Source organism: Paenibacillus sp. NN59 (assembly GCF_057597225.1).
Window position 1 is genome coordinate 4,736,364 of sequence record NZ_CP199678.1, and the last position, 15,693, is coordinate 4,752,056.

General features: G+C 46.4%; 10 protein-coding genes. 5 read left to right on the top strand and 5 right to left on the bottom strand.

The window, feature by feature from the left end:
• Positions 1-288: 288 nt before the first annotated feature.
• Complete coding sequence (locus ACT89M_RS20720; protein WP_308722853.1) at positions 289-5,268, top strand: discoidin domain-containing protein; 4,980 nt, start codon at positions 289-291, stop codon at positions 5,266-5,268.
• A 155-nt stretch (positions 5,269-5,423) separates the two neighbouring features.
• Here ACT89M_RS20720 and ACT89M_RS20725 read toward each other — a convergent pair whose 3' ends face one another.
• The 3 genes from ACT89M_RS20725 to ACT89M_RS20735 all read right to left on the bottom strand — a co-directional run bounded on the left by ACT89M_RS20725 (position 5,424) and on the right by ACT89M_RS20735 (position 8,429).
• Positions 5,424-6,368, bottom strand: a complete 945-nt coding sequence (locus ACT89M_RS20725; protein ID WP_253492301.1) for a DUF5050 domain-containing protein — start codon at positions 6,366-6,368, stop codon at positions 5,424-5,426.
• A gap of 240 nt (positions 6,369-6,608) precedes the next feature.
• Positions 6,609-8,036 (bottom strand): exosporium glycoprotein BclB-related protein, encoded by a 1,428-nt coding sequence (locus ACT89M_RS20730; RefSeq protein ID WP_308722854.1) that lies wholly within the window; start codon positions 8,034-8,036, stop codon positions 6,609-6,611.
• A 33-nt stretch (positions 8,037-8,069) separates the two neighbouring features.
• Entirely contained in the window at positions 8,070-8,429 is a 360-nt protein-coding gene (locus ACT89M_RS20735; protein ID WP_308722855.1) for a hypothetical protein, read from the bottom strand.
• Positions 8,430-9,208: 779 nt separating this feature from the next.
• Between ACT89M_RS20735 and ACT89M_RS20740 the strand changes: the two genes are divergently transcribed.
• Together ACT89M_RS20740 and ACT89M_RS20745 are read left to right on the top strand one after the other, a co-directional pair.
• The gene (locus ACT89M_RS20740; protein WP_308722856.1) at positions 9,209-11,143 is read left to right on the top strand and encodes a carbohydrate-binding protein; all 1,935 of its coding nucleotides are present in this window, start codon (positions 9,209-9,211) and stop codon (positions 11,141-11,143) included.
• Positions 11,144-11,189: 46 nt separating this feature from the next.
• A complete protein-coding gene (locus ACT89M_RS20745) occupies positions 11,190-12,755 on the top strand; it encodes a glycoside hydrolase family 43 protein (protein ID WP_154983263.1) in 1,566 nt (521 codons plus the stop codon).
• Positions 12,756-12,883: 128 nt separating this feature from the next.
• Here the strand turns inward: ACT89M_RS20745 and ACT89M_RS20750 are convergent, their stop codons facing one another.
• Positions 12,884-13,414, bottom strand: coding sequence for an NAD(P)H-dependent oxidoreductase (locus ACT89M_RS20750; RefSeq protein ID WP_341181153.1), 531 nt, complete (start codon positions 13,412-13,414; stop codon positions 12,884-12,886).
• Positions 13,415-13,612: 198 nt separating this feature from the next.
• Between ACT89M_RS20750 and ACT89M_RS20755 the strand changes: the two genes are divergently transcribed.
• A complete protein-coding gene (locus ACT89M_RS20755) occupies positions 13,613-13,981 on the top strand; it encodes a winged helix-turn-helix transcriptional regulator (protein ID WP_308722858.1) in 369 nt (122 codons plus the stop codon).
• 184 nt (positions 13,982-14,165) lie between these two features.
• Complete coding sequence (locus ACT89M_RS20760; protein WP_090915079.1) at positions 14,166-14,885, top strand: SDR family NAD(P)-dependent oxidoreductase; 720 nt, start codon at positions 14,166-14,168, stop codon at positions 14,883-14,885.
• A 38-nt stretch (positions 14,886-14,923) separates the two neighbouring features.
• Here the strand turns inward: ACT89M_RS20760 and ACT89M_RS20765 are convergent, their stop codons facing one another.
• Positions 14,924-15,604, bottom strand: a complete 681-nt coding sequence (locus ACT89M_RS20765; protein ID WP_308722859.1) for a hypothetical protein — start codon at positions 15,602-15,604, stop codon at positions 14,924-14,926.
• Positions 15,605-15,693: the final 89 nt, after the last annotated feature.

A 15,693-nucleotide genomic window follows, 5' to 3' on the forward strand; every position in this document is an offset into this window, starting at 1 on the left:
ATTGCTATCCGACCGTAATCCTAATTCGGCATTTCATAGTTACACACCACGCTTGCCTCCTGTAGGACATATGTCTCTTTTTCTCCGAAAACGATTAAAAAAACTTTATAATCCACTCCAAATGATCGATATACAACAAATGAACATCCGCATATCCCATGATTGCAACCTGAAATCGATCTCAGGAATGCGGCACGGGAGAACAGAATCATACATATAACAGGTTGTTAGGAAAAAGAGAAAGTTCTGTCTAATGGAAAGACAAGAGCTAACAAAGGAGACGAAGATGTGAAGGGACGAACGAGTCACAAACGAAACAAACGCAGTATCTGCGTGAACCTGCTGTTATCTATGCTATTGTTGATCAGCAGTGTGCCGCTATGGCCAAGCAAGGCAGCAAACGCTGCAGCAGAAGGGTCATATCTCTTATCCCTGAACAGACCGGTGTATAGTTCCTCATCCCTTGGCGGAAATACAGCCGATCATGCCGTGGATGGCAACAAAAATACCCGGTGGGAAAGTGTTTGGCAGCAAGACCCTCAGTGGATCTATGTTGACTTGGGTGCAGTGGCTTCCATCTCGAACATCTCGATTGAGTGGGAAAATGCTTATGCTTCCGCCTTCGACCTTGAAGTGTCCGATGACGAGGTGAACTGGACGCAAGTATACTCCACAACGAAGGGTCAAGGCGGTATGACGGAAGTTGAGGTTTCCGCCAATGCACGATACGTACGTTTGTTCAGTCATGAACGAGCACAGCAAGCCTACGGTGTATCTCTGTACGCGTTCAATGTGTATGGAACGGGCGGAGCAAATCCACCTCCGAAACCGGTTGCTACCAACCTTGCCCTTGGTAAAACGGTCATAGCTTCATCGGAAGAGATTGACGAACCTAGCCGCTCCGCCGAAGATAAGGCCAAGATGGAAAAGCGCAATTACGAAGCGCGCAATGTGACAGACGGTGACCCGGGTACACGCTGGTCTTCCATCTACAAGGATCAGGAATGGATTGTTGTGGACCTTGGCGAGCGTCATGAAATCGGAGGAATTTCGCTACAATGGGAAAATGCGTTTGGACGCGCTTATGACATTCAGGTATCCAATGACGCAAAGCAATGGACTACGTTGTTTCGGGAGTTACACAGTAATGGTGGACGAGATGACATTCCTGTATATGCAGAAGCCAGATATGTAAAGTTCGCAGGACTTGGCCGAGGTACAACCAATGGCTATTCGCTCTATGCCTTTGATGTATATGAGTATATTCAAGGTGATGAACAACCGGTCTACACCATTCCGGCTATCCCGGAGATGAGCTCAGTACAGGTTGGGGCCGGCAGTTATGCCATTAATGACATCACGATGCTACAACCGAAAAACCCGAAAAATCGCACAACTGACATCACTACTCCGATTCCATCTAATGACTGGTGGCAGTCAATTCTTGTTTCGGATTTAGGTGATGGAAATAGTCTCGTTACACTTCCGTTCAAAAATCGATACACCAAGCAGGGGCTTCATGTTTTGAATCCTGGTGCGGGATACCTTTCTGCTGACGGCAACTCGATGGATGCGGATGGTGAAGCAGACCTTATCCTGACTACAAGCAATATAAACCCAGCTAAGGTTAATACCAAGGTAGCAGGGTACGGGGATTACTCCGCTAACATCATCATGAGTGATGACGACACGGCGAAGGTCAGTACAACTTTTGTCAAAGGCTCCCCTTTCCTGTACAACACGTTCGAGAACCCGGACACGATCCTGCTCCGTTCACCGAACATCACACGTCTTTTTGATGATCAAAACCGTGAGATTATGCTCAAGGACGGGGAATCATGGACTGGAGATCATATCGGTATAGAAGTCACCAATCAAGACAGGGCTCCTTCGCCCCAAACCTTTACAAGAAACTACGGCCTTTATGCACCAGAGGGTACCACACTTATAAAGCTTGGCAATACACTTAAGATCAAGCTGGGATCAAACGAAAATTATTTGTCGCTGGCTACCCTGCCGTCTGCATCAGAATTAGCATACTATTATCAGCATGCCTATGCTTTTGTGACGGATACGAAGGTTGATTACAACTACAGCGAGAGCACTTCCCAAGTTACAACGACCTTCAGCTCCGTTACACAAACGAAGCGTGCCAACTTTTCCACCAGCACATTAATGGCTTTGTTCCCGCACCAGTGGAAAATTGCAACAACTCCACTTACGGAGCTCACTTATCCTTCCATTCGCGGGATGATGAAAGTAAGCGAAGGCAACAGCTTTACGACACAGGATCGTTTCTACGGCATTATTCCGCAATTCGTGGAGCCGGATGATCCGACATACTCACGCGCGCAATTAATCAGCTATCTGGATCAGCTTGATGCAGATACGTCAGGCAATTTAATGAGCGAAGATCCCTACTGGCAGGGGAAAAAGCTTCATCCGCTTGCGCTGGGTGTGCTCATTAGCGACCAGCTTGGGGATCACGAACGTCGGGACCACTACCTGTCCCTGTTAAGAAACATTTTGACAGACTGGTACACTTACTCACCGGATGAACGTCTGCACTCCTATTATTTTTATTACTCGGAGCAATGGGGAACGATCTTCCCTTACGGAAGCGGGTTCGGCGTCAACACCGGGCTGACGGATCATCATTTTACGTATGGCTATTACGTCTTTGCCTCTGCGGTACTGGCTATGTATGATCCGACATTTGTAGAGGATTATGGAGATATGGTTGAGTTGCTGATCCGAGATTACGCCAATCCTTCGCGAACAGACAATCAATTCCCATGGATGCGTAATTTTGATCCTTATTCAGGCCATTCCTGGGCAGGCGGTTATGCCGACAATCGCAGCGGAAACAATCAGGAAGCGGCTGGCGAAGCTCTGTTTAGCTGGGTCGGGCAATATATGTGGGGCGAGGTCACAGGCAATAAAGCCTATCGCGATACAGGCATATGGGGCTTCGTCACCGAAGAAAAAGCAGCCGAGCAATATTGGTTCAACTATGATGGAGACAACTGGCTGGAAGGATACAAACACGCTACTGTAGGGCATGTATACGGCAGTGCCTACCTCTATGGCACATACTTCTCCAATGATGCAGAGCATATTTACGGCATTCACTGGCTGCCGCCGGCGGAGTGGATGACCTATTATGGCCGTGATCCGAAGAATACCGCCGCACTTTACAACGGTCTGATCAAGGATCTGGGTGGTCAGCAAGAGCGCACATGGCAACACATCATCTGGCCTTTCCAATCCATCGGGGACCCGGAGGCTGCTCTTGCAAAGTGGAATACGAAAGACATGCAGCAAAACGAAGTCTTTAACGCATACTGGTTCATGCACAGTATGGCATCCACGGGAACACGTACAATGGATATTTGGGCTGATTCTCCGGCAGTAACCGTCTACGAAAAGGACGGCGTCTACACAGCGCAAATCTGGAATCCGTCCGATACCGCCAAAACAGTTCGATTTTATAATGCCAGCGGAGCTTTGGGTTCAGCTACCGTCTATGCGAAGGCTCAAGTAAAGGTCAATCCGTTGGAGCATACGGTAGTCAAGCAGCCGGATGCTTCGCAAGGCGTCACTTATCTGGATCGTAGCACATGGACGATTACCGCCTCTTCCAGTTCGGAAGCAGTGGAACGCATGATTGATGGAGATTTGGCTACCCGCTGGTCATCTGGACAAACGCAACAGCCTGGAGACTGGCTCCATATTGATCTGGGCAGTGAGCAGATGTTGGATACTCTCTTTATGAACTCCGGCAATAACTGGGGTGATTATGCCCGCGGGTATGAAGTTTACGTTTCGAAAGACAATGAGAACTGGAGCAAGCCGATTGCACAGGGAACAGAAACATCGCCGAGCTTGTCCGTTGATTTGGGGATGCAGACTATGCGTTACATCAAAATTGTTTTGACTGCTCCCGCAGACAGTTGGTGGTCCATCTCGGAACTTAAGCTCGCCCGATTTGGTAAATTGGTCCAAGCACCTGAACATCCAAATCCAGCTCCAGCTCCATTGCCCGATCGGTCAACCTGGATCGTGACCGCTTCCTCCACAAAAGGAACCGATATCACGGCTCATATGCTGGATGGAAAAAAAGAGACATTATGGACGAACGGGCGAAAGCAAGCGGAGGGACAATGGATCACGATTGATCTTGGGCAAACAAGTGCTTTTGATGCAGTCGAGTTGGACTCTGGGAACGCCAAGGATGACTATCCACGGCAATATCGCATTTTCGTTTCCGATGACGGGCAAAACTGGGGAACATCCATTGCTGGAGGCGAAGGAGCGTCAGGACGTCTCTCCATCACCTTCCCTGAGCAACAGGCTCGTTATGTGAAAATCATGCAGACGGGTGAATCCGACCAATGGTGGTCGATCTCTGAGTTGTTCGTTCAGCACTATGGAACAGGAAAACAAAAACGTCTCCTGCCAGATGCATGGTCCGTTACAGCGTCTTCCAATGAGGAGGCTGCAACGGCGATACTGGATGGTACGGATCAAACACGCTGGACTTCTGGCCAGACACAAACAGGCGGCGAGTGGATTCAGCTCGATCTGGGTGACTCACAGATTGTGAATCGGATTGTACTGGATAGTGCTCACAGCAGTGACGATTATGCTCGTGGTTACGAAGTATACACCTCTCTGGATGGCACGGATTGGGGTAAAGCTGTGGTAGCTGGTGAAGGGAAAAATGCCGTGCTTTCTATTGCTTTTGCTCCCCATGAGGCTCGCTATATCAAAATAGTTCAGACCGGAACGGATTCCCACTGGTGGTCTGTAGCTGAAATCGCAGTTTATACCGCTGATCAGACGCCATGGACACCCGGGGAACAGGATCATTTGTTGCCTACTGAACTGGATCGGACGTCTTGGACAGTTACGGCTTCTACGTCCGAAGACGTTAGCGCACTGCTGGATGATGATCTGAACTCACGCTGGACCTCTGCATCTGCACAACAACCAGACCAATGGATTCAGATTGATCTGGGAAGCATCCAGAATTTCAGCCGGTTAACTATGGACTCAGGTAGCAGCACCAATGACTATGCCCGAGGTTATAAAGTCTTCACTTCAACGGATGGAGAGCAATGGAATTTAGTTTCCGAAGCTTTGGGAACTGATCCTGTAATCTCCGTGATGTTTACGACCCACCAGGCACGATATGTCAAAATTGCTTTGACTGCGGATACTCCCGAGTGGTGGTGGTCTATTGCTGAATTGAGAGTGTACCGTTGATACGCTGAACCAATGACTAAACTTTAAAAGATTCAAATTCAGCACATCTTATAACTAAAGATGTAAAAAAGTACAGGGACCTCAAGCCACGATCGGCAAGAGATCCCTGTTTCCTTTTGTGATATATGATAGAATGCCCATCGTCAGGCTAATCATTACTTTTTGATTTTACCATCATATCCAAGCTTATAAACAGTACCTTTATCAAAAGATAGGAATGCAAGACCGTCGCCTACTAAACCTATAAATCGATCATTTGAGTCTAAAGAACGTAGCTTGCTCTTCTTGCCTGTATAACGATTATAAATATACAAGTCACTCTTATTTTTGCCATTCTTGTCTACTGAAAAACTTCGATAATAAAACTTATTATTTATATATGCTACGGGATCAATATACTCTTTAGAGGCAAATGTTTTTTTTATATTTGCATTTAAATCGGAAAAATGACCTTTGTAGCTATAACCTCCATCTACGATCTCCAAAAAAAACATAACATTCCCATAAAATTCGTATAACTCCACACCTTTAGAAGATAAGCTCTTCAACCCTGTACCATCTAAATTCATACGATAAAACTTGTCATTATCCCTGTTTGTATAATAGATATGTCCGTTGTTTATTTTAAAATTATAAAAAGGAGATTTAGACAATATCGTTTGTTCGTTTGAACCATCTGTTTTCATTGAGCCGAAAGACAACGCATCTGGCGTTTCCGCAGTCCTTTCATCTTTAACAAAATAAATCGTATCTCCTACAGCAGTAAACCTTGCAAAATTATCCTCTTTGTTAAGTGAGGTTAATGCCGATCCATCTTTCTTAATTTTAGCCATCTGACGATTCCAAGGGTCTTGCTCATTTTCAATCAGAAAATAGATCCACTCTCCAACCCATTTTACATCTGAAACTCGCTTAGGGAATATAGACTCTGTTTTGCTTCTATTACCTGTGAATGTTGTAACGTTGATGCCCATCAAATCTCCGTCATCTTCATAACCTTCCCATACTAAAGTTTTAGCGGAATCCTCAGCCCCATATACAGGTACTACACCTAACAACATGATCACACTTAATAACGCTACCAACCATTTTCTTCTCATTCTTTTCTCCCTAAATTATGTATTTTTCTACATTATCTATTGTAAGTTGAATTTAAAAATAGAACAATCCTTTTACTCTACATTCTGGCATGCTCTCCGTTATGAAATAACTACAGACCCTGCATGTAAATGAAGTGAGCATAATTATAAGTAAACTCAGATGAAAGAACCTATCACCATATGGCGAAAGGTTCTTTTTGTGTGTTCTAGAATTGATAAATTGTACTGTAAAAGATTTCATTAAGTGATGGTAAGGCCACCGCTTGCATATCCTGCAATCGTTGAAGCCACATCAACTCCGGCGGTTACTGATGCAGAGAAGACCATAAGCAGACGGTCACCGGCGGCTACCGGGATACTCAACCCTGTAGTCAAACCGTTGGCGATCGTGCCTAATGACAACACGCCTGTCAGTGCTGGTGCCAAAGTTACAAGGGCTCCCGGTACAGCCGTAAATGTATTGTTCGGTGTAGTTGAACGGAATAATTGTGCAGTTATCGTTATTGTAGATCCAACCAAGCTAAGTCCAGCTGTCGTACTGAAATAAGCAGCCAATGAAGTTATCGTCCCTGCACGCGGAGCAGAGAAAGCAAAGTTCAGCAAGGTTCCGGCAGCTCCTGTGAGATCAATGATTCCTCCATTAATCGTCACTCCAGACGCATTATTACCAAAGCCAACCAAGCTGGAGGTATTCAAAAGTCCGCCCAGCACCGTAGTCAACGAAGCTGGTAACCCAGATGCATAAGGGATAATCGCTCCAGAACCTGTCGCTCCGGTCACACCCGTTACTCCCACCAGACCCGTGGCTCCAGTCGCACCCGTCACTCCTGCCAGACCTGTTGCTCCTGTCGCACCCGTCACTCCTGCCAGACCTGTTGCTCCGGTTGCGCCAGTCACTCCTGCCAGACCCGTTGCTCCGGTCGCACCAGTCACTCCCGCCAGACCCGTTGCTCCGGTCGCACCCGTTACACCTGCTAGACCTGTTGCTCCAGTCGCACCCGTCACTCCTGTCAGACCTGTCGCTCCAGTCGCACCCGTCACTCCTGCCAGACCTGTTGCTCCAGTCGCACCCGTCACTCCTGCCAGACCCGTGGCTCCAGTCGCACCCGTTACTCCCGCCAGACCTGTCGCTCCGGTCTCACCCGTTGTTCCTGTTGCTCCCGTAGCTCCCCCGGTTGCTCCTGCTGGCCCCGTCGCCCCGGTTACCCCCGTTGCACCAGTCGGACCTGTCGCCCCGGTTACTCCCTGAGCTCCAGTCACACCCGTCGCGCCCGTAGCACCGGTTGCGCCTGTGACTCCTGTCATACTTGGAGTTTCTCCCAGCAACTCAGAAGAAACTAAACGATGTGCTGTTACCAAAGAGCCTGTGCTGCTTTTTCCCCATACGGAGACTTGAAGAGGATCATTAACCGTCGCTGTAGTAGTAAACGTGAATTCAAAGGCATCCAGATTGGCAAAATAGTTGTTCGTTATCACTTGATTTGGTGCGATGTCCAAAGATTCACTGACATACAAAACTCTCAATCCGCTACTCATATAATACCCTTGTATCTGTACAGTTGAGGATGTAACTTCACTGCGGTTATCAATTCTAACCGTTACGGATTGAGTTGGTCTAACACCACTAACAGCGTTATTTTCGATCGGCCCTGTCGATAAAAAGCTCATCGCTACATTCCCTTCTTTCGAAAAAAGTATTTTCTACAGATCTTTAACTGTTTGTTCGTGCTCCACTACCCGGTGTGCATCCACCAGTTGACCTGACGCATCTTTGCCCCACACTGAAATTCCGACGTCTCCCACTCGTGCATCGCTTAATCCAAACACAAATTCAAAAGCATCTAGATTTGCAAAATAATTTCGGGTCACTGCTTCATTAGGTGCAATACTGATTACTTCACTTACATACAGCGTTCTTGTTGTACTCAGCACATAACCCTGAACGGATACACTTACCGCATCTACAGCAGCCCGACTCACCAATCTGATCGTTACCTGTTGTGTCGGTCTGACCCCGGAAACGGCATTATTTTCGATCGGTCCAGTTGATAATATAGCCATTTTCCCATCCCACCTTTTGTGAACCTCTTACTCTAGCATTACTTGACATCATGGATCACATATTAGTCATATTCATTCACTAGATCAGCGGTGTGGACCATAGACAGGGGACAGTTCACCATTATCAAGCCATAAGTGCCATTAACACCTAAAACTTCATCCATACAGAGCTTGCAAATATGTATAATCCGTGTTTATTTCAACCCAAAAATGACCGTTCCTCATGAAATGATGGAGCTACGGCCACCATTGGATACATCTTATTGATGTCACTCTTACAAATGAATAAACCTCCACCCAACTTTTTCTTACAAATTTTGATAGAAAATGATTGTATTGTGGCAGAAATGTGATATGATATCGTCAAATACAAAAAAACATTTTTAAACAAAAATGAAAAATAATTACATAAAACGAGTCACAACTCTGTTTTTTTCTTTTTAAAACCATTCTATTGAAAGCGATTACATTGCACAACAGGACAATTATATACTTTTTCACACACAAGTTCATACTTCCCCCACCCTATTCCTGGGTTACCGCTGTCAACTTGCTACAGTAGATAGCTATTCTCTGTACAGGTTGTATGGCTTAAGCCATAGATCACAAACATGTACGATTCAATCGATCTCTTCTTTGAAAGGAGGTGTGATAAAGAACATTTACTCATCATTCTTCTTTTTCTTCTCACTGTAGCTCCCTCATCAAACAGCTCTGTTCAACCATTCAGCGTAACACTCAATAACACTATTCCATACTAATTCAATGGAGGCGAACGTATGAAGATCCGTAAACCATTAGCTCTGCTGATGTCACTAATTTTGATTTTTTCCACTCTACCTGCCGAGTCAAGCTATGCAGCAAATAATGCTGTTGCCAAAACGCCTGTAAATGCCAATCCGCTCGTCGATCACAAATTGGGAGCTGATCCTTACGTACTCGTTCACAACAATCGGGTCTACGTATATATGACAGGGGATACCTACCTCTACAACAACGACGGATCTGTTCGCGAAAACAACTACGGCACCATCGGCAGAATCAGCGTGATCTCCTCGGCTGACATGGTGAACTGGACCGACCACGGCTACATTCCGGTAGCCGGTGCAAACAATGCCAACAATGGACAAGGCATTGCCAGATGGGCAAGCCAGTCTTGGGCACCAGCGATGGCCAAGAAAACCATCGCGGGCAAAGATAAGTTTTTCCTGTATTTCGCCAACTCGGGTGCAGGTATCGGTGTTCTGACTGCTGATTCTCCAATCGGCCCTTGGTCTGATCCACTCGGACGTGCACTTGTCACACATGGAACGCCTGGCATGTCGGGTGTAACTTGGCTCTTTGACCCGGCTGTACTTGTTGATGACGACGGCTCCGCTTATCTGTATGCAGGCGGCGGTATTCCGAACGAAAATAATGCAGCTTCCATTGCAAATCCAAAAACAGCACGTGTCATTCGTCTTGGCGCCGATATGACCAGTGTAGTTGGTAGTGCCACGACCATTGATGCACCTTATCTGTTCGAAGATTCAGGTATTCATAAGTACAACGGCAAATATTACTATTCATATTGCATCAACTTTGCTGGAAACCATCCGGCAGCCTACCCAAAAGGTGAAATCGGATATATGGTAAGTGACAGCCCGATGGGGCCTTTCACATACAAAGGACATTTCCTCAAAAATCCGGGGGCATTCTTCGGTGTAGGCGGTAACAACCACCATGCCGTGTTCCAGTTTAATAACCAATGGTATGTCGCATATCATGCACAAACCGTGAGTAAAGCCTTCCTCGGTGATGGCAAAGGATACCGTTCTACCCACATCAACAGACTGACACATAACGCAGACGGATCGATTCAGGAAGTGCAGGGGAACATGACCGGTGTGCCTCAGACAGCTAACCTTAATCCGTATAACAGAGTGGAAGCCGAGACCATTGCTTGGCAAGCTGGCATCAATACACAGCCGACTCAAGCAAGCGGTGGACCAACCGCCAATCAAAATGTGACGAATATCAATAATGGGGACTGGGTCGCTGTTAGTAATGTGGATTTTGGTTCAACAGGTGCATCGAAATTCAAGGCCAACGTAGCTTCTACCGGAAATGGTAACATTGAACTCCGCCTTGGCAGCCCGACAGGTACTCTGATCGGCACGCTTAACGTTACTTCAACAGGTGGCATGCAGAACTGGCGTGAGCTCGAAACCAATATCACCAACACAACAGGACGTCATCATCTGTATCTGGTATTTACAGGCCCAGGCAACGGAAATCTGTTCAATCTGGATTACTGGCAGTTTACTTCCGGTTCCGGTGGTAACCCCAATCCAAACCCTAATCCAAATCCAAACGTGACTCGCGTTGAAGCGGAAAGCATGACCCTTGCCGGTCAATATGCCGGGTTGATTAGTTCTCCTTTTAACGGTGTGGCGCTCTATGCTAACAATGATTCTGCGTCTTACAATCAATTCTTTGCTAACCCTACACATCAGTTCTCTCTTCGCGGGGCTTCCAACAACAATAGTACAGCCCGTGTTGATCTCGTTATTGGCGGGGTAACCGCTGGTTCGTTCTTTTTTACCGGAACACAGCCAACGGTACAAACTTTGCCGAACATCACACATGCCACAGGGAATCAGGAAATCAAACTGGTTGTGACCACGGATAATGGTACCTGGGATGCTTACATCGATTATCTTGAAATTTCGTAATCATTCATAATGATCTGTCGATTTTGACATTCCAGGAGGTTTAGTTATGTGGAAAAAAATCGGGTTGCTCCTGCTCACACTTCCTCTGCTGTTAACATCATTGCCATTGACCCCGCAGTCTGCCTCTGCGGCAACGTTTAACAATCCGGTCATTTATGCAGATGTGCCGGACAGCGATGTCATCCGCGTGGGCAATACCTTTTATATGACCAGTACCACCATGCATATGAACCCGGGCGTTCCTGTCATGAAGTCAACCGATCTGGTCAACTGGAGCATTGTGAACTATGTATATGACACACTTGGCAACGGTGATGTACAGAACCTGAATAACGGTCAGAACGAATACGGGCGCGGATCTTGGGCCAGTAGCCTTCGCTACAACAATGGCACCTACTACGTCGCATTCGGTTCCCTTTCCACAGGAAGAACGTACATCTATCAGACTAGTAACATCGAAACTGGACCATGGACGCCTTACACGTTGAACAGTTATTACCATGATCCCTCCCTGCTCTTTGACGGAAACCGTACGTTTCTTGTCCACGGCAGTGATAACATCAGCATCGTTGAGTTAACACCTGATGCCAAAGCTGTGAAATCCGGCGGTCTGAATCAGGTGTTGATACCGAATGCTAGTCATATCGCTGGCTCCAATATGATTGTAAAAGCAGAAGGCGCACACATTCAGAAGATTAATGGCATGTATTACGTCTTCCTGATTGCTTGGCCTTCCGGTGATGGACGAATCCAGCTCGCCTATCGTGCGAACTCATTGACAGGGCCGTATACTGGCAAAGTGGTGCTCAGAGATTCGGGCATCGCGCAAGGAGGTATTGTGGATACCGCTTCTGGTGCATGGTATGGTTTCCTGTTTCGCGACCGAGGAGCCGTTGGACGCATTCCATATCTGGTACCGGTAACCTGGTCGGATAACTGGCCCGTATTCGGGGTGAATGGCAAAGTTCCATTGACAATGAACATGCCTGTGGAAGGACAGCCAGCCGCTAAAATCTTCGGTTCAGATGAGTTTAATGCGCCTTCGGGTACATCTACTCTCTCGAAGTTCTGGCAGTGGAATCATAATCCTGACCCGTCAAAATGGTCCTTGAGCCAGCGTCCAGGTTTCATGCGGCTGACCACAGGCAAACTCAGCAAAAATATATTGGAGGCTCGCAATACGTTGACACAACGCACGTTTGGGCCGAAAAGTACAGGCATTACCGCCTTGGAAACGGCAGGTATGAAGGATGGCGATTATGCCGGCCTAGCCGCTTTTCAGGCCAAATATGGCTTTGTAGGCGTCAAGATGACAGGCAATACCAAGTCAATCGTAATGACAAATGCCAGTTCCGGCACGATGACAGAGGTGGCAAGTGTGCCCCTGAACCAGAATAAAATTTATCTGCGGGTCATCTGTGACTTCACCAATCAGACAGATAAAGCCTATTTTGCTTATAGTCTGAATGGAACGAACTGGACAACCATTGGCAATACGCTACAGATGTCCTATACGTTGCCACACTTTATGGGTTATCGCTTTGCATTGTTTAACTACGCAACCAAATCTACCGGAGGCTACGCTGATTTTGACTTCTTCCGTGTGGAGTAAGCGTGATGAACGTACTGCTGATTTTTAGAATCAGTACTGCGAATCGAAGTACACTTGAAGTACAACTGTGGCCTGGAATTCCGCTATGTGCGGAGCCAGGTCATTTTCATTATTTTTACGGAAACATCTCACTTGAACGCTTTAATATATTGAATATACGCTTCAGCACTTTGGTTAATCTCTTCATCACTTGCCTGGAACGAGGCACCAAAGACAGCATAATGCGGCAGTGCCGTAACGCCCACATGATTCATGCTTGCCTTGAACGGTGCAATCAGTTCTTCTACACTAAAACCTACCGGCTGTCCTTTTCCGTAATTCTCCCGCTGATCCCCGATTGTCATTGCCAGTCCCATCTGCTTTCCATGCAATCGATTGCCCTTTGATCCATAAGCCCATCCATGCGTGAATACTTCATCCAGCCATTTTTTGAGTAGCGGCGGGTAACTGTACCAATAGAACGGAAACTGCAAGATAATATGATCATGTGCCTCCAGTAGCTCCTGTTCGTGAGCAATGTCGATGTTCCAGTCAGGATAAGCTTGATATAATTCGTGGATATTCACCTCATCTGGGTGCTGCTCCAGCTCCATTTTCCAGCGGCGATTCACTCTTGAAGTTGTCATATTCGGATGTGCCAGAATAACCAGTGTTTTCATTGCATGCCTTCCTCTCTCCAAAACAATTTGATTTCTTTCCTTGATTACGGATCATTATCCACCCCGTCACCCCAAAAGAAAATACACACAATGAAGTAAGATACTTACCTCAAGGTGTGTATGGACTTCTGTTTTGTAACTGTGAGAAAATAAATAGTTATCCCTGTAAATACGTATAAATACAACGAGGTGATATGAATGAAGGAATATCGTTTGGGCATTGAAGCCACACTCGAAATCATTGGCGGCAAGTGGAAAGCCATCATCATCTGTTTATTAATGTCCGGTGTCAAAAGAACAGGAGAATTAGAGCGCAGCATGCCCGGCATTTCTCAAAAAGTACTGATTCAACAATTACGCGAACTAGAACGCGATGGTCTTGTCACAAGACATGTGTATCAGCAAATGCCGCCCAAGGTGGAGTACAGTCTTACGGAATATGGTGTGACAGCAAATACAATTGTGGATGTGATGTGTACCTGGGGAAGAGATAATATTGCGCTCAGGCAGCAACGAGGAGAAGACATTTTTTTGTTATCTGATGAACAAACGGAGCTCTACGAATGAAGCATCTCTCATGTAACCTTCATCTCCCATATCCCTCTTATATAGTAAAATATCATTATAATTATTAATTTTGATGTAGGTTGGATTCCTCTTATACCCCACTCATTTGAAGTAACGCCTTTGCCATAGCAAACAGGACGCTGGAGTAATGAATCCCATCTGTGCCATCAGGAGGTTTTTACTTATGAAAAAATATATTGTATTTGGCGCTAGTAAAGGATTGGGAGACGCATTTGTCCGCGGGGTGCCGCAGGCAGGAGATAAAGTGTGGGTTGTATCCCGCAGCAAACCAGAAAGTCTGCAACTGGAGGACGGTGTACAGCGCGTATGGATTCAGGCCGATCTCTCGGAGCTTCAGGCTGCCAAACAGATTGCAGAGCAGCTACGCAACGAAACGTTGGATGTGCTTATTTATAACGTAGGTATTTGGGAAAAGGAAGGATTTGAGGAACACTACACCTTTGATCAGGATGAGCCTTCTGATATTCAAGAGCTGATCCATGTGAATATAACGTCTACCATTGTATGCATCCAAGCTCTACTGCCTCAGCTTCGCAAGTCTGCCGCAGGCAAGATCATTCTCATCGGCTCTACAGCAGGCCTAAGCAATGCGGGGAATACTCAGGTTTCTTTTGTTGCCTCCAAATTTGCGATCCGTGGAATTACAGAAGCATTGAGAGAACATACCCGGCGGGATCACATCGCCGTAACCTGCATTAATCCGGGAGAACTGGCAGCAGAGATCCCCTATGAAGAAGGAATGGAACGCGCACTATCCGAGTATGGCGGAACGCGCATTCCGCTTCAAGACATGGTTTCGATCGTCCGGTGTATCGTCAGCCTGTCCAATGCAGCCTGTGTGAAAGAGATTAACGTTCCTGCCCTTACGGATATCAATACGTAGTAAACAGGATTGATCTATTGTATTATATTCGCGTTTCTTCACGTTAAATATTGAGATAAATGTTCGATCGCCATCGATTGTACTCTTTGTTTTTCAGGAATATGTTCATAGATAATATGTGACTTCCCCTGTTGGATCAGCTGTTCCCGTATGGCTGCAATGCGCCCTTTATTAAAGTCAATAAAGCGGAAATCCACCTGCCGAAGCCGCTCAAGCTCTGCTAGTCTAACAAATGAAGCGGCTTTGATGGCTGTATTGATCTCTTTCAGCTCCAAGACTTCCAGTGCACGGGCTGTCCATAAACACTCGATATCTTGAAGCGATTTCATGTAAACCAGTTCAAGCTGTCTGAGCCGGGGCATCTGCGAGAAATCACAACATTGTTCCAGCTTCGGCAAGGATACATGCAGATACTCAAGTCCGTGCATCTGCTCTAGTCCCTGGATACTCATCGGTTTCCGCACCGAGCCGAGTATTGTCAGATCCTGCACCTGTGCACAGTCCAGCTGTAAAGCGGATACATGTTTCAACTGCGCTAATCGCCCAAGAAAGCTCGATGGAAACTCCGCTTTAGGATCCGCATTCGAAATATGAAGAATCAGATCATGCCTGGCTGCAAAAACGTTCATATCCAATTCGGTCAAATCCTCATACGTATCCACGCCAACACGAAAATGAACCGTTGCCCTGCGGCGCAAATGCTGCACCGCCTGGTTCATTTTTTTTTCATTCCATTATAAACAACCTTCCTTAAACGAACCACCCAACGATGTTCTGGCTTTTCATTAAATTTTTTTTCATTCGACAA